The organism is Gordonia sp. NPDC003950 (genome assembly GCF_053605205.1).
Genome location: NZ_JBSGIT010000013.1, coordinates 39,886 through 58,363 on the forward strand (window position 1 = coordinate 39,886; position 18,478 = coordinate 58,363).

General features: G+C 67.5%; 18 protein-coding genes. 14 read left to right on the forward strand and 4 right to left on the reverse strand.

What is annotated here, in order from left to right:
- Positions 1–23: 23 nt before the first annotated feature.
- Both mgtE and ACWETB_RS13150 read right to left on the reverse strand, forming a co-directional pair.
- Positions 24–1,367, reverse strand: coding sequence for a magnesium transporter (gene mgtE / locus ACWETB_RS13145; protein WP_452211520.1), 1,344 nt, complete (start codon positions 1,365–1,367; stop codon positions 24–26).
- Positions 1,368–1,474: 107 nt separating this feature from the next.
- On the reverse strand, positions 1,475–1,969 hold the full coding sequence (locus tag ACWETB_RS13150; protein WP_452211522.1) for a PH domain-containing protein: 495 nt from the start codon (positions 1,967–1,969) through the stop codon (positions 1,475–1,477).
- A 295-nt stretch (positions 1,970–2,264) separates the two neighbouring features.
- Here ACWETB_RS13150 and ACWETB_RS13155 point away from each other — a divergent pair, with 295 nt between their 5' ends.
- From ACWETB_RS13155 to ACWETB_RS13185, 7 genes are all read left to right on the forward strand, one after another.
- Entirely contained in the window at positions 2,265–4,196 is a 1,932-nt protein-coding gene (locus ACWETB_RS13155; RefSeq protein WP_452211524.1) for an acetolactate synthase large subunit, read from the forward strand.
- Entirely contained in the window at positions 4,193–4,693 is a 501-nt protein-coding gene (gene ilvN / locus ACWETB_RS13160) for an acetolactate synthase small subunit (protein ID WP_348806679.1), read from the forward strand. Before ACWETB_RS13155 ends, ilvN begins: the two co-directional genes overlap by 4 nt.
- Positions 4,694–4,771: 78 nt before the next feature.
- Positions 4,772–5,785 carry a ketol-acid reductoisomerase gene (gene ilvC, locus ACWETB_RS13165; protein WP_348806680.1) on the forward strand — a complete coding sequence of 338 codons (1,014 nt, stop codon included), beginning with the start codon at positions 4,772–4,774 and terminating at the stop codon, positions 5,783–5,785.
- 181 nt (positions 5,786–5,966) lie between these two features.
- Entirely contained in the window at positions 5,967–6,263 is a 297-nt protein-coding gene (locus ACWETB_RS13170) for a type VII secretion target (RefSeq protein WP_452211527.1), read from the forward strand.
- On the forward strand, positions 6,260–7,546 hold the full coding sequence (locus ACWETB_RS13175) for a hypothetical protein (RefSeq protein ID WP_452211529.1): 1,287 nt from the start codon (positions 6,260–6,262) through the stop codon (positions 7,544–7,546). The genes ACWETB_RS13170 and ACWETB_RS13175 overlap by 4 nt, the downstream gene beginning before the upstream one ends.
- A gap of 10 nt (positions 7,547–7,556) precedes the next feature.
- Positions 7,557–8,402: a PH domain-containing protein gene (locus tag ACWETB_RS13180; RefSeq protein ID WP_348806683.1), complete on the forward strand. Its 846-nt coding sequence runs from the start codon at positions 7,557–7,559 to the stop codon at positions 8,400–8,402.
- Complete coding sequence (locus ACWETB_RS13185; RefSeq protein WP_452211531.1) at positions 8,392–8,781, forward strand: hypothetical protein; 390 nt, start codon at positions 8,392–8,394, stop codon at positions 8,779–8,781. The genes ACWETB_RS13180 and ACWETB_RS13185 overlap by 11 nt, the downstream gene beginning before the upstream one ends.
- A gap of 98 nt (positions 8,782–8,879) precedes the next feature.
- Here the strand turns inward: ACWETB_RS13185 and ACWETB_RS13190 are convergent, their stop codons facing one another.
- Entirely contained in the window at positions 8,880–9,542 is a 663-nt protein-coding gene (locus ACWETB_RS13190) for a trypsin-like serine protease (RefSeq protein WP_348806685.1), read from the reverse strand.
- A gap of 328 nt (positions 9,543–9,870) precedes the next feature.
- Between ACWETB_RS13190 and serA the strand changes: the two genes are divergently transcribed.
- The 4 genes from serA (at position 9,871) to ACWETB_RS13210 (ending at position 13,949) form a co-directional block, all read left to right on the forward strand.
- Positions 9,871–11,466, forward strand: coding sequence for a phosphoglycerate dehydrogenase (serA, locus tag ACWETB_RS13195; protein ID WP_452211533.1), 1,596 nt, complete (start codon positions 9,871–9,873; stop codon positions 11,464–11,466).
- A complete protein-coding gene (locus ACWETB_RS13200) occupies positions 11,463–12,473 on the forward strand; it encodes a 3-isopropylmalate dehydrogenase (protein ID WP_452211535.1) in 1,011 nt (336 codons plus the stop codon). Before serA ends, ACWETB_RS13200 begins: the two co-directional genes overlap by 4 nt.
- A gap of 124 nt (positions 12,474–12,597) precedes the next feature.
- Positions 12,598–12,948, forward strand: a complete 351-nt coding sequence (locus ACWETB_RS13205) for a GntR family transcriptional regulator (protein WP_348807903.1) — start codon at positions 12,598–12,600, stop codon at positions 12,946–12,948.
- Positions 12,945–13,949 carry a DUF1648 domain-containing protein gene (locus ACWETB_RS13210; RefSeq protein WP_452211538.1) on the forward strand — a complete coding sequence of 335 codons (1,005 nt, stop codon included), beginning with the start codon at positions 12,945–12,947 and terminating at the stop codon, positions 13,947–13,949. Before ACWETB_RS13205 ends, ACWETB_RS13210 begins: the two co-directional genes overlap by 4 nt.
- A gap of 10 nt (positions 13,950–13,959) precedes the next feature.
- Here the strand turns inward: ACWETB_RS13210 and ACWETB_RS13215 are convergent, their stop codons facing one another.
- A complete protein-coding gene (locus tag ACWETB_RS13215; protein ID WP_449743866.1) occupies positions 13,960–15,186 on the reverse strand; it encodes an MFS transporter in 1,227 nt (408 codons plus the stop codon).
- Between the two features lie 128 nt (positions 15,187–15,314).
- On the opposite strand from ACWETB_RS13215, the gene ACWETB_RS13220 reads away from it, so the two are divergent.
- From ACWETB_RS13220 to gltX, 3 genes are read left to right on the forward strand one after another with little or no spacing between them, the layout of a single operon-like run.
- A complete protein-coding gene (locus tag ACWETB_RS13220) occupies positions 15,315–16,088 on the forward strand; it encodes a fumarylacetoacetate hydrolase family protein (protein WP_449743865.1) in 774 nt (257 codons plus the stop codon).
- On the forward strand, positions 16,085–16,909 hold the full coding sequence (locus ACWETB_RS13225) for an alpha/beta fold hydrolase (protein WP_449743864.1): 825 nt from the start codon (positions 16,085–16,087) through the stop codon (positions 16,907–16,909). The genes ACWETB_RS13220 and ACWETB_RS13225 overlap by 4 nt, the downstream gene beginning before the upstream one ends.
- Before the next feature lie 34 nt (positions 16,910–16,943).
- Entirely contained in the window at positions 16,944–18,437 is a 1,494-nt protein-coding gene (gltX, locus tag ACWETB_RS13230; protein WP_452211541.1) for a glutamate--tRNA ligase, read from the forward strand.
- Positions 18,438–18,478: the final 41 nt, after the last annotated feature.

Sequence of the window (18,478 nt, forward strand, 5' to 3'; positions counted from 1 at the left end):
TCCCTTGTGACGGCACTGCCGTCTCAGATTCCGAGAACCGCCTTGGCGATGGAGAAGTAGATGATCAACCCCGTCGCGTCGCAGAACGTCGAGATGAACGGTGTCGAGAAGACCGCCGGATCGACTCCGATGGACTTTGCGATCAGTGGCATCACACCACCGACGGTGGCCGCCATCGTGCAGATGGACAGGATGGTCAGACCGATCACCGCGCCGATGTCCATGTCGTAGGCGAGCGACGCGACGCCGAATCCGACGAGGCCGAGCAGCACACCCAGGGTGAGACCCACGCGCAGTTCCTTGCCGACCACGAGTGCCACATCGCGCGGGGACACCTCGTCGACGGCCAGCGCGCGGGTGACGGTGACCGCGGCCTGCGAACCGGTGTTGCCGCCGATCCCCGTGAGCAGAGGGATGAACAGGGCCAACGCCACCATCTCGTCGAGTGTGGCCTCGAAGATCTCGAGCACGTTGACCGTCAGGATGGCCGACACGGCCAGCACGAACAACCAGACGATGCGCGAGCGGGTGATCGAGAGCACCGACGCCACCAGATACGGCTCGTCGAGGGGTTCGCTGGCACCGGCACGCGCCTGGTCCTCGTCGCGGGCCTGGTTCATCACCCCGACCGCATCATCGAGGGTGAACACGCCGATGACGTGGCGCTCGCTGTCGAGGACGGGGATCGCAAGGATGCCGCGCTCCACGCAGAGCAACGCCGTCTGCTCGGCATCGTCGCTCGCAGCGGCCGAGATCGGGGTGCGCATCAGGCTCGACAACAGGGTGTCGGGATCGGCGAGCAGCAGATCGCGCAGGCTCACCACCCCGGCCAGGACGTGGTCGCGATCGACGACGGGGACCATGTAGATGGTCTCCACCTGGTGGCCGACCTCGGTCACCCGGTCCAGCGCTGCCGCGGCCGAATCGTCGGTGTAGGCGTGCACGATCTCCGGACTCATCCGACGTCCCACCGAGCCCGCCGGAAACCCGAGAACCAGCCCGGTCGCCTCACGCTCGCTGCGTTCCAGGGATGCGACGAGGTCGTGTGCGACGGGTGCGGGCAGCTCGTCGAGGAGTTCCGCGCGATCGTCGGGATCGAGACTCCCAAAGAACTCGCCCACCTCGCTGGTACCCAGCTGTTCGATCAGCCGATACTGCACCTTGGGGCTGAGGTCCTCGAAGACCTGGAGCGCGACGTCCTTCGGGAGGAGCCGGAACGCGATGCTCGCCTGTCGACGCGGAAGCCGGTTGCCCACCGCCGCGATCTCGCCGGGCGGCATCGTGGCGATCAGATCCGTGAGTTCGGCGAGCTCGCCCCTGGCGATGAGCTCTTTGACCTGGTGCGGGCGGACCGCGTGTGTGACCACCCGAGAACGTTAACCAGCGGTGGCCGGAATCTGCATGCGGTGAAACCGATCGTTAAGGTGCCGGTAAACCCACGGTCGACGGGCGGCGCAATGTGGTCGCCGGCATGTCACGAATCGGCGTTTGCCGCCGCCGCGAACGGGTCCGGGATGCGGCCCCGGCTGGCGGCCGACAGGCGTGGCAGGTCCTGGAAGGTGATCGCGGGCAACCGCACCGACGTCTCGTCGACGAGCACCGCGCGCACCGGCCCCCATCGGGTGAATCGGAGTCCGTCGATCTCGGCCCACGTCACGTCCCGGGCGCCAAACGTGCCCACCACATGCAGACCGTCCTCGGTCACCACCGTTCTGATCCGCCCGATCCACACCGCGAGCAGCACCGGCAGAACGAATGTCCAGCCGAGCCACGCCAGGCTCGTGCCGGCCAGGATCAGGGCGACCAGCAACGCCGCCGGAACGGCGAAGTAGGCGAGTTTGCTCAGCCGGAACACCTGCGGCAACGCCAGCTCGTCGGAGGCGGGTTCGGCATCGCCGGCCGCCGATGCCGAGCGACGGGACGCAAAACCCGAGGAGGACGATTGCGGTTCCGGGGCTGAAGCAGACACGCCACCATTCTGGCACTCTCGCGGGACCGCCCCTGCGTGAGGTGCCGCAGACCAGTGCATTCCCAGATCGTGGGATGACGACGACCGTGGTTTGACTCTTCAGTATCTGCAGTCCTACCGTGAGTGACGTGATGCATGACGAACTTCTCGTAGTAATCGGCCGGCGCGTCGTCGCCTGACCGGTCACTCACGAGACCCCAGCATCGACGCGCCACCCTCGAACAGCCTCGCTGTCGGGGGTTTTTTGTTGCCAGGATCCACCCACCCAATGATCACCAAGATGAAGGACCGTGCAGTGAGCGCACCAACAGCACGTACGGACACCAGCGGAAAAGCGTCCGCCCCACGCCAGGATTCCCCGGCGGGCGGCAGCCTCCGCGCGGTGCGGCAGAACACCGTCGCCCCCGAACGCGTCAGTGGCGCGAAGTCGGTGGTTCGATCGCTCGAGGAGCTCGGTGTCGAGGTCGTATTCGGTATCCCCGGCGGTGCGGTGCTCCCCGTCTACGATCCGCTGCTCGACTCCAAGAAGGTCCGGCACGTCCTGGTGCGCCACGAGCAGGGCGCCGGTCACGCGGCCACCGGCTACGCGCAGGTCACCGGCCGCGCCGGCGTCATGATGGCGACGTCGGGTCCCGGTGCCACCAACCTCGTCACGCCCCTGGCCGACGCGCAGATGGATTCGGTCCCGGTTGTCGCGATCACCGGGCAGGTCGGTCGCGCACTCATCGGCACCGACGCATTCCAGGAGGCCGACATCTCCGGCATCACCATGCCGGTCACCAAGCACAACTTCTTGGTGAGCAACGCCGCCGACATCCCGCAGGTCATCGCCGAGGCATTCCACATCGCCGAAAGTGGCCGTCCCGGAGCGGTTCTCGTCGACATCCCGAAGGACATCCTGCAGGCCCAGACCACCTTCTCGTGGCCGCCGCAGATCGATCTGCCGGGCTACCGTCCGGTGACCAAGCCCCACGGCAAGCAGGTCCGTGAGGCCGCCCGCCTGATCAACGCCGCCAAGAATCCCGTCCTCTACGTCGGTGGCGGCGTCATCAAGGCCAACGCGTCGGCCGAACTGCTCGAACTGGCCGAACTGACCGGTATCCCGGTGGTCACGACGCTGATGGCGCGGGGCGCGTTCCCCGATTCGCATCAGCAGCACCTCGGCATGCCGGGTATGCACGGCACCGTCGCCGCGGTGGCCGCACTGCAGCGCAGCGACCTGCTGATCACCCTCGGTGCCCGCTTCGACGACCGCGTCACCGGCCAGCTCGACTCGTTTGCGCCGGACGCCAAGGTCATCCACGCCGACATCGATCCCGCCGAGATCGGCAAGAATCGGCACGCCGACGTGCCGATCGTGGGCGACTGCAAGGCCGTCATCGTCGACCTGATCGAGACGCTGCGCGCCGAGCGGGCGACCACCGACGAGACCCCCGACCTGACCGCGTGGTGGCGGTATCTGGACGGCATCCGTCGCACCTACCCGCTGAGCTACGACCGGCCCGCCGACGGCTCGATGTCGCCGGAGTTCGTCATCTCCCAGGTCGGCAAGTTCGCCGGACCGGATGCGGTCTACTGCGCCGGCGTCGGCCAGCACCAGATGTGGGCGGCACAGTTCATCTCCTACGAGAAGCCGCGCACCTGGCTCAACTCGGGCGGACTCGGCACGATGGGCTACGCGGTTCCGGCCGCGATGGGCGCCAAGATGGCCGCACCCGAGAAAGAGGTGTGGGCCATCGACGGTGACGGCTGCTTCCAGATGACCAACCAGGAGTTGGCGACCTGCGCCATCGAGGGCATCCCGATCAAGGTCGCGCTGATCAACAACGGCAACCTGGGCATGGTGCGTCAGTGGCAGACGCTGTTCTACGAGGAGCGGTACTCCAACACCGACCTCGCGACGCATTCGATGCGCATCCCGGACTTCGTGAAGCTCGCAGAAGCATTGGGCTGCGCGGCATTCCGCGTCGAGAACGAATCCGAGGTGGACGAGGTCATCGCCCAGGCGCGCGCGATCAACGACCGCCCGGTCGTCATCGACTTCATCGTCGGCGCCGACGCCCAGGTGTGGCCGATGGTCGCCGCGGGCACCGGCAACGACCAGATCATGGCCGCGCGCGACATCCGGCCGCTGTTCGACGACGACGCGTCGGCGTCGGATCCGGCCGACATCCACGAGGTCGTCAACCAGAACACCAATCTCGGCCAGGAGGGTGAGAAGAAATGAGTACCCATACCCTCAGCGTCCTCGTCGAGGACCGTCCGGGCGTCCTCGCCCGCGTGTCCGGTCTGTTCTCCCGGCGCGGATTCAACATCGAATCCCTCGCCGTCGGACCGACCGAACTCAAGGGCATCTCGCGGATGACCATCATGGTCTCGGTCGAGGACTTCCCGCTCGAGCAGGTGACCAAGCAGCTCAACAAGCTGATCAACGTCATCAAGATCGTCGAGCAGGATCCGTCCAACTCGGTGTCCCGCGAGCTGATGATGGTCAAGGTCCGCGCCGACTCCACGGTGCGCACCGAGGTCATCGAGGTCGTGAACCTGTTCCGCGCCAAGGTCATCGACGTCTCGCCGGAGTCGCTGACCGTCGAGGCCACCGGCACCTCGGAGAAACTCGAGGCGCTGCTGCGGATGCTCGATCCGTACGGCATCCGTGAGATCGCCCAGTCGGGGGCGGTCACCCTGGGACGCGGACCCAAGAGCATGTCGGCCAACCGCTGACGTACGCACCACCAACGCGCCCCTCGCGTGCAGAACCGATTCGCCTGGGGCACACCACATATCGAAGGGAATCCAACTGTGGCGATCGAATTGTTCTACGACGACGATGCGGATCTGTCGATCATCCAGGGCCGCAAGGTCGCGGTCATCGGCTACGGCAGCCAGGGACATGCGCACTCGCTGAGTCTGCGTGACTCGGGCGTCGACGTGGCGATCGGTCTGCGCGAGGGCAGCAAGTCGCGGGAGAAGGCCGCCGAGCAGGGCCTGAAGGTGATGAGCAACGCCGAGGCGGCAGCCTGGGCCGACGTCATCATGATCCTGGCCCCCGACACCAGCCAGGCGAAGATCTTCACCGAGGACATCGAGCCGAACCTCAAGGACGGCGACGCCATCTTCTTCGGGCACGGCCTCAACATCCACTTCGGTCTCATCAAGGCTCCGGCCAACGTGACCGTCGGCATGGTCGCCCCGAAGGGCCCCGGCCACCTGGTGCGTCGGCAGTTCGTCGACGGCAAGGGCGTGCCCTGCCTGATCGCCGTCGACCAGGACCCCAAGGGTGAAGGTCAGGCCCTGGCCCTGAGCTACGCGTCGGCCATCGGTGGCGGCCGCGCCGGCATCATCAAGACGACCTTCAAGGAAGAGACCGAGACCGACCTCTTCGGCGAGCAGGCCGTGCTCTGCGGTGGCACCGAGGAACTGGTCAAGACCGGCTTCGAGGTCATGGTCGAGGCCGGTTACGCACCGGAGATGGCCTACTTCGAGGTGCTGCACGAGCTCAAGCTGATCGTCGACCTCATGTACGAGGGTGGCATCGCCCGGATGAACTACTCGGTGAGCGACACCGCGGAGTTCGGTGGGTACCTGTCGGGTCCGCGCGTCATCGACGCCGACACCAAGGAGCGCATGCGCGGCATCCTCAAGGACATCCAGGACGGCACCTTCGTCAAGCGACTCGTCGCCAATGTCGAGGGCGGTAACGCCGAGCTCGAGGCGCTGCGCAAGAAGAACGCCGAGCACCCCATCGAGGTCACCGGCAAGAAGCTGCGCGACCTGATGAGCTGGGTGGATCGCCCGATCACCGAGACCGCCTGATCTCCTTCGCCCCGTCGTGGCCCCGACTCCCGCCCGGAGTCGGGGCCACGGTCGTTTCCGGGTTCATCTCGCGGCCGTCGGTGGGACTCGTGAGCGGGAGCGGCCTGTGGATGGTTGACCGCCGATTCGGCCCCGATGACCTATCGTGTCGGATCAGACGACAATCACGAGGGGGTGTGGGGTGGACGTCAATCCCGAAGCGCTGCGACAGTTCTCGGCATCGGTGACCGGCCTGGCGGACCGGATCCCGGCGGCTCCCATGCCCGCCGATCTGGCGGCCGTCGCCGACTGCCTCCCGGGATCGTCGACGCAGTATTCCGCCGCGACCGCCGCCGAGGCGATCGGTGAACCGTTGCGGGCGGTGGCGCGGTACTTCCAGGGCGTCGCGGACGCGGTGTACACCGCAGCGGGCACCTACGAGGTGGCCGATGACGCCCTCGCCGCCCGATTCCGTTCTCTTGCAGGCGCATCCGAATGATCCCGAGCCGCACGGTCTTCGACGGATGGCGGCCCGAGGCGCTCCTCGCGGCGGGGGACACGCTGCGGGCCGACGCCGAGGGATTCGCCGACAGCGTCGCCGATTCCTGGTACGAGGTGCTCGGACTCGCCCACGACGGGTTGTGGACCGGTCCGGCGCAGGTCGCCGCCGAGGAGGCCGTCGAGGTCGGTCGCGAACGGGTGAACCAGATCGTCGCGATCGCCACCGGATCGGCCGTCGGGATCGGGCGCTTCGGGCCGCAGCTGGTGGAGGCCACCACCGGCATCCGGCACCTGCTGGGCGTGATCGAGTCGGGCGATCTGTTCGTCGCCGACGACTGGGTGGTGCTGCCGCGGGTGAAACGCTATGCGCCGCAGGTGATCAAGGCACTCGCCCTGGCCGCCGCCGGCTTTCAGGATCAACTGAACCCGAAGTTGACCGCGCTGGGCTACGCCGACTATGACCTGGGCAACTTCATCCGCCACCAGGTGACGCGCAATGACCTCGGGATCGAGCTTCCCGAACTCCACCTGGACCCACGCGCACCCCAGGACTTCACCAAGGATCCGTACGCCGACACCACACGCGGGGAGAATCCCGAACTGGGACGCACCCATCAAAACCGGCGTCTGACCGAGCACCTGCTGGGCAGTGTGGTCGAGTCGTCGACCACCACCCACAACGGCATCACCGAAACCACCGTCTCGATGCTGGACGGGAGTTCGCAGGTCTACATCTCCGGACCCGGCGGTGAACGCACCGAGTTCTTCGATCCCACCGGCCGCCGAACCGCCATCCGCACACCCAATCCCGACGGTACGACGCGGATCGAGTTGATGCGTGAGGGACGGTCCCCGGTGATCGTCACCGAACGCGCCGACGGCACCGCGGTCGCCGACATCGACGGATTCCAGGCGCCGATTCCCAGTTCCCAGGACATCACCGTGGCGTTGGCCGCCGGTGGGATGGCGGCAACGGAATCCCAGGTGACCCGAGGGTTGCCGTATCTGTCGGCGGTGCAGGCCCAGCAGCTGCAGGCCGGCGCCAAGGTCGCCGGCCCGGGCCTGACGATCCTGTCCACCGCACTGAGCGTCGCCACCGCCGAGAACCAGTACGAGGTCTGCAAGGCGGGGGTCGCGGGCGGGGTATCGCTCGGCGTCGACCTGGTGGCGCTGGCCACGATGCCGGAGATGACGGCGGGCAAGGCATTTCTGGTCGGCACCGGCACCAGTCTCGGTGCGTCGACCCTGGGCAACGTGGTCGGACAGTTGGTGTGCAAGTGAGAATTCCGGTGTGAACAAACAGATCTCGGCCGAATCGGCTGCCGGATACCCGGTCCCGTCGGCGTGGTTGGGCCGCTCGTGGCGTCTGAGCCTGTTCGGATATCTCCTGGCCGGTGCCGCCGTGCTGCTCGGCTGGGCGGCCGTGCACACCCTGGCCGGCGGCCATCCGCTGACCGCCGCAGCCGCGGCATCCGGGAGTGCCGGGGTGGCGTTGTGGGCGTGGTCGTGGTGTCGCACCGGCCGGCGGCAGCGCAGCGGGCGGATCGAGTTGGCGGGTGTCCGCTTCCACCGGCATGCGCTGCGTCTCGGCGTCGACCCGGTGGCGCTGTGCTGCGACATCGCCTCGGCGCTGGGCATGGGTGCGGCGGGTGTCCTCGCGTTCGTCGCGGTGTGGCGCGGTGACCTCGACATGTCGTGGATGCAGGACTCGCCGCGGCATCCGACCGCCTACACCTTTCTCGCCGTCGGTGTCGTCGGGGCCGTCGAGGCGCTGCTGGTGATCCGTCGTGGCAGATCGGCGGTCACGGTGTCCCCGGACGGTGTCGACGTCGGTGCCCTGGCCGGCCGGCGTCGCTTCCTCCCCTGGGGCGAGGTGGTCGCGGTGCGGGCGGTACCGACGGCGGCGAGCCGACGCGAGGGCGTCCGGATGACCACCACCGCGGAGAAGGACGCGACAGCGATCCGCGCCGGCGAGATCCGGCTGGACCCGCTGCATCTGGGGGCATCCGGGACCTTCTGGCTCATCGATTTCTATGCCCGCCACCCCGAGTTGCGCGACGAACTCGGTGACATCCGGGCGACGGGGCGGCTGCGCACGGGCTCGCTCGTCGAGGACGCCGGTCGCCATGTCCGATGATCCGGCCGACCGGGGAGCCGACACCCCGATTCCCGCGGAATATCTTGCGGTGCTTCGTGATCTCGGAGCCGATCCACGGAACCGGGCGGAGATCCGCGATGTCGTCGGCGCACTGGGCGATGAGACGATCACCGACACCGTCTTCCCGATGCCCGCACAATGGCGCTCCGACGATTACGCGCTGTTCTGCGCCGACGAGCGGGTACGCGAGGCGGAGTACCGGCGTCGCCTCGCGGTGGCGATGGACGAATGGATCGACACCGGCGGATGGTCGTGGCGCAGCGGGGGACTGGCGCCGGCGGACCTGAACCGGATCGGAGCCTGGGTGCGCGCCCAGCTCGACGACGAGATCAACAGCTGGCGCAGCTCCCGTCCGTGACGCCGCAGTTCCCGTCCGTGACGGCACCGGGGATGAGACGACAAGACCCGGGACGCAACGCGCGGCCCGGGTCTCGTCGTCGACGGTGATCCGTCCGATCAGATCGGTGTGAAGCCCTTGTAGTTGGTGGACTTCACGTAGTTGAGGATCGCGGCGGCGTTGGTGCCCTTCTCCGGGCCGACGCAGCCGAGCAGGTAGTACGCGTTGACCATGCCGACGAGGCGATTGCCGACGACCACCGGGCTGCCGGAGTCGCCTTCGATGACGCACATCTGGGTGAGGTGGACGTCGCCGTCGGAGAACCACGCCACGCCGCAGGTGTTGCCGGTGGTGCGTCCCTGCTTGCAGGCGATGGTCGGGAAGCCGATCGGTCGCGTGTCGATGCCGCTGATGGTGACGCCCTGCACGGTGCGCAACGGAACGACATTGCTGTTGAACTTGATGATCGCGATGTCTTCCTTGGGGTCGGAATGCGTGATGACCCCTGCCACGCCGCGATCGGAGAAGCTCTCGGAGAGCACCTGCTGATTGGGCTGGCCGCAGTGTCCGGCGGTGATGCCGATCAGCTCACCGGTCTTGGCGTGGCCGATGGTGGTCAGTGTGCACGCGGCCGCCGAGTTGCCGCCCTCGAGGACCAGAATCCCGGAGCCGCCACCGAGGTAGATCTTCGGTTGCGCAGCCGTGGCCGTGCCCGGAGCCCCCCAGCCGGCCAGTACCGTTGCCGCCAGAACAGCCAACAGTACTGTCAGCTTCTTCTTCATCCACACACTCCACTCTTGTTCTTGATCCACGGCGACCGGCGCGGGTGGTGGACCAATTCATTGCGATCGACACACGTGATCGACTGGGCGACGCGACCCCCCGAACAGTCACCGTACCGGCGCCGGGGAGGCATCGATCTCACGCAAGGATTCCGCTACTGCATTGGAATGCTTCCGTAATGCCGCTCACAATGTACACGTCGAACCTGAGCGTCGAGCCCGAGTTGGCCGCCCGGTTGTCCGACGTCGATGCGGTGGCCTCTAAGCTGTGGGGCGGATGTCATTACGACATCGCACCCGATCTCGCAACCGATTCTGGAGAACAAACGTGACCTCAGCAGGCCTGCCGGTCGTCCTCATCGCCGACAAATTGGCCCCATCCACCGTGGAAGCCCTCGGCGACGGCGTAGAGGTGCGCTGGGTGGACGGTCCGGACCGTCCCAAACTTCTCGAGGCCGTCGTCGACGCCGACGCGATCCTGGTTCGATCCGCCACCACCGTCGACGCCGAGGTGCTCGACGCCGGTAAGAAGCTGAAGATCATCGCACGTGCCGGCGTCGGACTCGACAACGTCGACGTGCCCGCCGCCACCGACCGTGGCGTGATGGTGGTCAACGCGCCCACCTCCAACATCCACACCGCCGCCGAGCATGCGATCGCCCTGCTGATGTCGGCGGCGCGACAGATCCCGGCCGCCGATGCGACGCTGCGCGAGCACACCTGGAAGCGTTCCTCGTTCAACGGTGTGGAGATCTTCGACAAGACCGTCGGCGTCGTCGGACTCGGCCGCATCGGGCAGCTCGTCGCCGCCCGGCTGGGCGCCTTCGAGACCCACGTGATCGCCTATGACCCGTATGTGTCGCCGGCGCGTGCCGCCCAACTCGGCATCGAACTGGTCTCCCTCGACGAACTCCTCGAGCGTGCCGACTTCGTCACCGTGCACCTGCCCAAGACGCCGGAGACCCTGGGCCTCATCGGGGCCGAGCAGCTCGCCCGCACCAAGAAGGGTGTCGTCATCGTCAACGCCGCCCGCGGTGGGCTCGTCGACGAGCAGGCCCTGGCCGACGCGATCACCTCCGGACAGGTGCGTGCCGCCGGTCTGGACGTCTATGCCACCGAGCCGTGCACCGACTCCCCGCTGTTCGAGCTCCCGCAGGTCGTGGTGACCCCGCACCTGGGAGCCTCGACCAGTGAGGCACAGGACCGCGCCGGCACCGACGTCGCCAAGAGTGTGCGGCTGGCCCTGGCCGGACACTTCGTGCCCGACGCGGTCAACATCGTCGGCGGTGCCGTCGACGAAGAGGTCGCCCCGTGGCTGGAGATGGCCCGCAAGCTCGGTGTGCTCGTCGGCGCGATCAGCTCCGAACTGCCGAGCTCGATCGTCGTCGACGTCCGCGGCGAGTTGGCGTCGAGCAAGGTCGACGTGCTCGGTCTGTCGGCCCTGCGCGGTCTGTTCGAGGCGGCCCTCGAGGAGCCGGTGACCTTCGTCAACGCCCCCAAGGTGGCCGAGGATCGCGGCGTGACCAGCGAGGTCACCGTCGCCACCGAGAGCCCCAACCATCGCAGCGTGGTCGACGTCAAGGCGGTCTTCGCCGACGGTTCGGTGCACAACGTGGCCGGTTCACTCACCGAACCGCATCAGGTGGAGAAGATCGTCAACATCAACGGCCGCAATTTCGATCTGCGTGCCGAAGGCCTGAACCTGCTGGTCAGCTACGCCGATCGGCCGGGTTCGCTGGGCAAGATCGGCACCCTGCTCGGTGATGCCGGGGTCGACATCCTGGCCGCCGGTCTGTCGCAGGATGCAGAGGGCGGCGGCGCCACCATGGTGCTGCGCATCAGCCGCAAACTCGACGACTCGCTGGTCGACGCGATCTCGGCGGCGGTCGGCGCAACCCTCATCGAACAGGTGGATCTGTCATGAAGCTCGCAGTCATCGCCGGCGACGGCATCGGACCCGAGGTCATCGGCGAGGCACTCGAGGTGCTGCGCGCGGTGGTTCCCGACGTCGACACCACCGACTACGACCTCGGTGCGCGCCGCTACCACCGCAACGGTGAACTGCTGACCGACGCCGACCTCGATTCGCTGCGTGAGCACGACGCGATCCTGCTGGGCGCGATCGGTGATCCGTCGGTGCCCTCGGGCATCCTCGAACGCGGTCTGCTGCTGAAGATGCGGTTCGCGCTCGATCATCACGTCAATCTGCGTCCGTCGCGGCGTCTGCCCGGGGTAACCTCGCCGCTGGCCGGTGATCCCGACATCGACTTCGTCGTGGTCCGGGAGGGCACCGAGGGTCCCTACACCGGCAACGGCGGTGCGATCCGGGTGGACACCCCGCACGAGGTGGCCACCGAGGTCAGCGTCAACACCCGATTCGGGGTGGAGCGTGTGGTGCGCGATGCCTTCGAGCGGGCCACCCGCCGCCGTAAGCACCTCACCCTGGTCCACAAGACGAATGTGCTGACGTTCGCGGGATCGTTGTGGAGTCGCACGGTCGCCGAGGTGGGCAAGGAGTTTCCCGACGTCACCACCGATTACTGCCATGTGGACGCGGCCACCATCTACCTGGTGACCGATCCGGGACGCTTCGACGTCATCGTCACCGACAACCTGTTCGGCGACATCATCACCGACATCGCGGCCGCGGTGTCCGGCGGTATCGGCCTGGCGGCGTCGGGCAACATCGACGCCACCCGCACCAACCCGTCGATGTTCGAGCCGGTGCACGGCAGCGCGCCCGACATCGCCGGGCAGGGCAAGGCCGATCCCACGGCGGCGATCCTGTCGGTGGCGTTGCTCCTCGACCACGTCGGCCGGTCCGATGACGCGCGCCGCGTCGAGAAGGCGGTCGCGGACGATCTCCTCGAGCGCGACGGCGCGCAGCTGTCGACGTCCGAGATCGGCAAGCGCATCCGAGAGCGGCTGTAGCGCAACCGCTTCGGCGTAGCTTTCGTTCATCAGACACCGATGGCCGGTCCCGAACAGGGGACCGGCCATCGGTGTTCGGTCGGCTCCACTTGTTCTATTTGCACTAGAACTATAGGATCAGGGTGTGTTGATTCGCATCGATCCGACCGATCGGACGCCGATCTTCGCCCAGATCGCGTCATCGGTCCGCCGGTCGATCGCGGACGGAGAGGTGCATCCCGGAGAGCGACTGCCGGCGGCACGCGAGTTGGCCGCGTCCCTGGACGTCAACATGCACACGGTGTTGCGCGGCTACCAGATTCTGCGCGACGACGGACTGGTCGAGTTGCGACGGGGCCGCGGCGCGGTGGTCTCCGCGCACGCACCGGTTCGCGCCGAGATGGGTGATGCGCTCGACCGTCTGGTGGAGGTGGCGCGGCGGTTCGGCGTGAGCGCACCCGAACTGGCTGCGGAGATCACGAGGAGGATGACATGAACGACGTTCGACCGGCCCCGACGTCACGGTCGCTGTGCATTGTGGTGGCGATCGTGACCGTTCCGGCGGTGACGATGGCCCTCACCGGTGCCCTCGCCCTGACATCGTGGTGGCCCGACCTGCCCGATCCCGTTGCCTCCCATTGGGGTTCAAGTGGAGTCGACGGCACCAGCAGCCTGTTCGGCGTATGCGTCACCCTCGCCGCGGTAATCGTCGTCGGAGCCGTCGTCGGCGGCCTCGCGGTGGTCGGTGCGGCCACCGGCCGAGTGGCCGACTCGCGCGCACTGCGATGGATCCTGGCCCTGGCCAACGGTTTGTCCGTCTTCGTGACCGTGCTGCTGCTCGGTGCGATCGAGGCGCAGCGCGGCGTCACCGACATCCACCGGGTGTCGCCACCGGCCCTCGCGATCGTCGTCGCGGCGGTGTGTGGGCTGAGCGTCGCGGCACTGTCGGCGATCGCGGTACCGTCGTGGCCGTCGCCCCGACGTGATCCCGTCGGTGTGGTGCCCACCGCGCAACTCGGTGCGGCAGAACGCTTTCTGTGGCAGCGCCGGGTGGCGATGTCGACGATCCCGACGATCGTCGTGATCGCGTCACTCGGGACGGTGATCATCGTCGCGGCCGTGACCGGGCTGTGGTGGTTGCTCATTCTGGTGGCGGTACTCGCCACGCTGATGGCGGCATTCTGGTCGGTCCGGGTGACCGTCGACCGCAACCACCTCGCCGTGCAGAGCATGATCGGATGGCCGCGAATCCGCGTCCCGATGACCGACATCGTCCGCGCCGAGGTGGTGAGGGTGCACGCGCTGCGTGACTTCGGCGGCTACGGTCAGCGGATCGCCATACGCGGACCCCTCGCCGGCGCACAGGGATTCGTGATCCGGTCCGGAGACGCGTTGCTGGTCACCCGATCCGACGGGCGGCGTGACCTCGTCGTCGTCGACGACGCCGCGGTGGCCGCGGGGCTCATCAATGCGACTGTGGCGCAGGAGAAGACGTAGAGGCGCTGTTTCATTGGCTGCCCTGCCTCACCGACTCCGGCCGGGGCGCCGGGTCATCGGGGACCAACGGTGCGGCGATGGCCGGGGCGATCGCCCCCGCGGCGAACGCGAGGGGAAATCCGACGGCGGTGATGACAGCCCCGAAGATCGGCGTCGTGACCGCGGTCGCGAGGTACTGGGCCGTGTTTTGCACGGCCAGACCGCGTCCACTCCAGCGCGGGCCGGCGAACTCGGCGATCGCGGTGAACGCCAGGCCGTTGTCGGCCACCGACGCGATCGACGCGATCACCATGAGCACCACCGACATCGAACTGTCGCGCCAATCGGTGAATGCCAACACGCCCATCGACAACCCGGCCGCCACCGCGATCACCCGGATCGGACGCATTCTCGACAACCACGCATCCGACCAGCGGCCGGCCGCGATCCGGCCGAATGCCCCGATGGTCTGGGTGATGGTGACCAGGATGCCCGCCGTGGCCGGCGACCAGTGCCGCGCCACGATCAGCCAGGTCGGCACGAACGTCCAGAGCATCGACTGCGGGATCACCAGCAGCACACTGACCGCGTGCACCCGGGCCAGGAACCAGCCCTGCCGGTAGGGGTTTCGGGTGGATTCCGGTGCGGTGCCGTCGGCTCGGCGGAGCGGTGGTGGATCGGCGATTCCCAGCAGGCATGCGAGCAGCCCGATGAGCGTGACGGCGACCGGAACCACCAGGGCCGCAGCGATTCCGTGCCGTTCGGCGAGTACCGGCATGGTCAGCGCACATACGGCGATGCCCAACGGCTGGGCCATCTGCCGCACGCCCATCGCCGTGCCGCGTTGCTGCGGTGGGAACCACCCGACCACGATCCGCCCGGATGCCCCGTTGGCCGCGCCCGACCCGAGTCCGCCCAGGAACAGGCAGGCCGCCAGTACCGAGAACGGTGCCGAGGTGGCGGCGGCGATCGCGGTGGCCACCGCGGCGAGAAGGGTGATCGACAGGGACACCGTCAGGATCAGCCGCTCGCCGTGGCGGTCCAGCAGCGCACCCCAGCCGAGGATCGCCAGCATCAGACCGACGGTCGGAATCGCCGCGAGGACCGATGCCTGCGAGACGGTCATACCCGACGCATGCAGTGCGGGAATGAGATAGGCGACGCCACTGACCACGCAGGTGGTCGTCATCGCGGCGACCAGCGAGCAGACGAGCATCACCCACCTCCGGGTGGTGCCGACGTTCTCGACAGTGCGCATCACACCTCCGCAGGATCGGCGAATCTCAAATATTGAGAATCAGTTTCCACATTCTAGAACCGGATCGTGTCGCGGGACCAACCGACGTCTCGAAGTGTGGACATCTGCGGTGCGATACCCTCGCATCTATGCGCCTAGGTCGAATCGCCAGTCCGGACGGTGTCGCGTTTGTCTCGCTCGACGATTCCCCGGAGGGGATCGTCGCCAAGGAGATCGCCGAGCATCCGTTCGGCACACCGACGTTCACCGGACGTTCGTGGCCGCTGGCCGACGTCCGACTGCTCGCGCCCATCCTGGCCACCAAGGTCATCTGCATCGGCAAGAATTACGCGGCACATGTGGCGGAGATGGGTGGGCAGGCACCCGCATCGCCGGTGATCTTCCTCAAGCCGAACACCTCCATCGTCGGTCCCGAGGTGCCGATCGTGCGGCCGCCGTCGTCGGAGCGGGTCGACTTCGAGGGGGAGTTGGCCGTCGTGATCGGACGGCCCTGCAAGGACGTCAAGGCCGCCGACGCCAAGAGTGCGATCCTGGGATACACGATCGCCAACGATGTCACCGCGCGTGATCAGCAGTCGATCGACGGTCAGTGGACCCGGGCCAAGGGTTATGACACCTTCTGCCCGCTCGGCCCGTGGATCGACACCGACTTCGATCCCGCCGACGCCCAGATCACCACCGAACTCGACGGTGAGGTCCGTCAGCGCAGCCGCACCTCACTGATGTTGCACGACGTGGGGGCGATCATCGAGTGGATCTCCCGGGTGATGACGCTGCTGCCCGGCGACGTCATCCTGACCGGCACACCCGACGGGGTCGGCCCGATGGTGGCCGGACAACGGGTGTCGGTCAGCGTCGAAGGCCTGGGCACCCTGACCAATCCGGTGGTGGACAAGCCGTGACCGCGCCCGCGCAGACCGTGCGCGTCAACGGGATCGACATCGCCTACGAGGTCGCGGGAACCGGTCCACTGGTCGTGATGGTGATGGGCACCGGAAGTCCGGGCCGGGTGTGGAAGGCCAATCAGGAACCGGCGCTGCGCAAGGCCGGCTATCGCGTGGCGCTCTTCGACAACCGGGGTATCGCGCCGTCGTCGGAGTGCGCCGACGGCTTCACCCTCGACGACATGGTCGCCGACACCGCGGCACTGATCGAGCATCTCGGCGGACCGGCGTTCGTCGTCGGGACGTCACTGGGTGCCCGGATCGCCCAGGAACTGGCCCTGGCTCGCCCCGACCTCGTCCGCGGTGCGGTCATGCTCGCCACCTACGGGCGCAATACTCCACTGCAGGAAGCGATTTCGGCGGGGGAGCGCGCGCTCTACGACCGGGGCATCACCCTGCCGCCGGACTACGCGGCCGCGATCACCGCGCACCTCAACCTCTCACCGCACACCCTCGACGACGACCGCGCCGCACGCGACTGGCTCGACATCATCGGGTTCTCCCCGCAGACGGTGACGCCGGGGGTGCGGGCGCAGCTCGAGTTGCACCACGGCGAGCTCAACCGGCTGGCCGCCTACCGCCAGATCTCCCGGCCTGCGCTGGTGGTCGGTTTCGCCGACGACCGCACCCTGCCGGCGAAACTGGCCCGCGAGGTCGCTGAGGCGATCCCCGGCGCCGAGTACGCCGAGGTCGCCCGGGCCGGCCACTTCGGCTATCTCGAGCAACCCACCGAGGTGAACAAGCTTATCGTCGACTTCTGCGACCGCCACCGGGACTGACCTCGGCATCGGCGCATTCGATACGCTGAGCGCCATGGCCAGTACCGATCCAGTCAGCACCGACGCCTTCCGGGTTCGTTTCTGCCCGTCGCCCACGGGTACGCCCCACGTCGGCATGGTGCGCACCGCGTTGTTCAACTTCGCCGCGGCGCGTCACCACAAGGGCACCTTCGTCTTTCGTATCGAGGACACCGACGCCGCACGTGACTCCCAGGAGTCTTACGACGCCATTCTGGAGTCGCTGCGGTGGCTCGGTCTGGACTGGGACGAGGGCCCCGAGGTCGGCGGCCCCTACGGTCCGTACCGCCAATCGCAGCGACGCGACATCCACCTCGACGTGGTGCGTCGCCTCCTGGAATCCGGTGCGGCCTACGAGGCGTACTCCAGCCCCGAGGAGGTCGAGGCCCGCCACCGTGCCGCCGGCCGTGACCCCAAGCTCGGCTACGACAACTTCGATCGGGAACTGACCGACGAGCAGCGCGCCGCCTACCGCGTCGAGGGCCGTAATCCCGTTGTGCGACTTCGCATGCCGGATCGCGACATCGCGTGGGACGATCTGGTGCGCGGCACCACCACCATCAAGGCCGGCACGGTGCCCGACTTCGCGCTCACCCGCGCCAACGGGGATCCGCTCTATACCCTGGTCAATCCCGTCGACGATGCGATGATGAAGATCACCCACGTCCTGCGCGGTGAGGATCTGCTCAGTTCCACGCCGCGTCAGATCGCGCTCTACGAGGCGTTGATGGGTATCGGTGTCGCCGAGCGTGTTCCCGAGTTCGGGCACCTGCCGTTCGTGATGGGGGAGGGCAACAAGAAGCTCTCCAAGCGGGATCCGCAATCCAGCCTGTTCCACCATCGCGATCGCGGCTTCCTGCCCGAGGGCCTGCTCAACTACCTGGCGCTGCTCGGCTGGGGATACTCGCACGAGACCGACGTCTTCACCCTTAAGCAGATGATCGGCGCGTTCGAGGTCGGCGACGTCAACTCCAACCCGGCCCGCTTCGACCAGAAGAAGGCCGACGCGATCAACGCCGAACACATCCGGATGCTCGAACTCGGCGACTTCACCGCACGCCTCAAGAGCTACCTGACCGAGCACGGGCACCTGCCGGCCCGCGTCGATGACGCGGCGTTCGCCGTCGCCGCGGAGCTGGTGCAGACCCGCATCCAGGTCCTCGGCGATGCGTGGGGACTGATCTCGTTCCTCTACGTCGACGAGGCGGACTTCACCATCGACGAGAAGGCCGCGGCCAAGAATCTCGGTGCCGACGCCGTCGAGGTACTCGACGCCACCATCGCGGCGACGGAGTCGTTGGACTCGTGGCAGACGACGGCGCTGCACGATGCCCTCAACGCCGCGCTGATCGACGATCTGGGGCTCAAGCCACGCAAAGCGTTCGGGCCGGTGCGGGTGGCGGTGACGGGCTCCGCGGTGAGTCCGCCGCTGTTCGAGTCGATGGAGTTGCTGGGCCGCGACGTCAGCCTGGCCAGACTGCGAGCGGCTCGCGAACTGGCCGCAAAATAGCCTCTGACCAGCCGATTTGTGGTTGCACGGTAGACCTCTGC

What these genes read in the sequence shown, in the direction of transcription:
- ilvN (WP_348806679.1), top strand. Translation starts at nt 4,193, where the DNA reads ATGAGTACCCATACCCTCAGCGTCCTCGTCGAGGACCGTCCGGGCGTC.
- ACWETB_RS13190 (WP_348806685.1), bottom strand. Translation starts at nt 9,542, where the DNA reads ATGAAGAAGAAGCTGACAGTACTGTTGGCTGTTCTGGCGGCAACGGTA.
- ACWETB_RS13175 (WP_452211529.1), top strand. Translation starts at nt 6,260, where the DNA reads ATGATCCCGAGCCGCACGGTCTTCGACGGATGGCGGCCCGAGGCGCTC.
- ACWETB_RS13200 (WP_452211535.1), top strand. Translation starts at nt 11,463, where the DNA reads ATGAAGCTCGCAGTCATCGCCGGCGACGGCATCGGACCCGAGGTCATC.
- gltX (WP_452211541.1), top strand. Translation starts at nt 16,944, where the DNA reads ATGGCCAGTACCGATCCAGTCAGCACCGACGCCTTCCGGGTTCGTTTC.
- ACWETB_RS13220 (WP_449743865.1), top strand. Translation starts at nt 15,315, where the DNA reads ATGCGCCTAGGTCGAATCGCCAGTCCGGACGGTGTCGCGTTTGTCTCG.
- ACWETB_RS13215 (WP_449743866.1), bottom strand. Translation starts at nt 15,186, where the DNA reads ATGCGCACTGTCGAGAACGTCGGCACCACCCGGAGGTGGGTGATGCTC.
- ACWETB_RS13210 (WP_452211538.1), top strand. Translation starts at nt 12,945, where the DNA reads ATGAACGACGTTCGACCGGCCCCGACGTCACGGTCGCTGTGCATTGTG.
- ACWETB_RS13185 (WP_452211531.1), top strand. Translation starts at nt 8,392, where the DNA reads ATGTCCGATGATCCGGCCGACCGGGGAGCCGACACCCCGATTCCCGCG.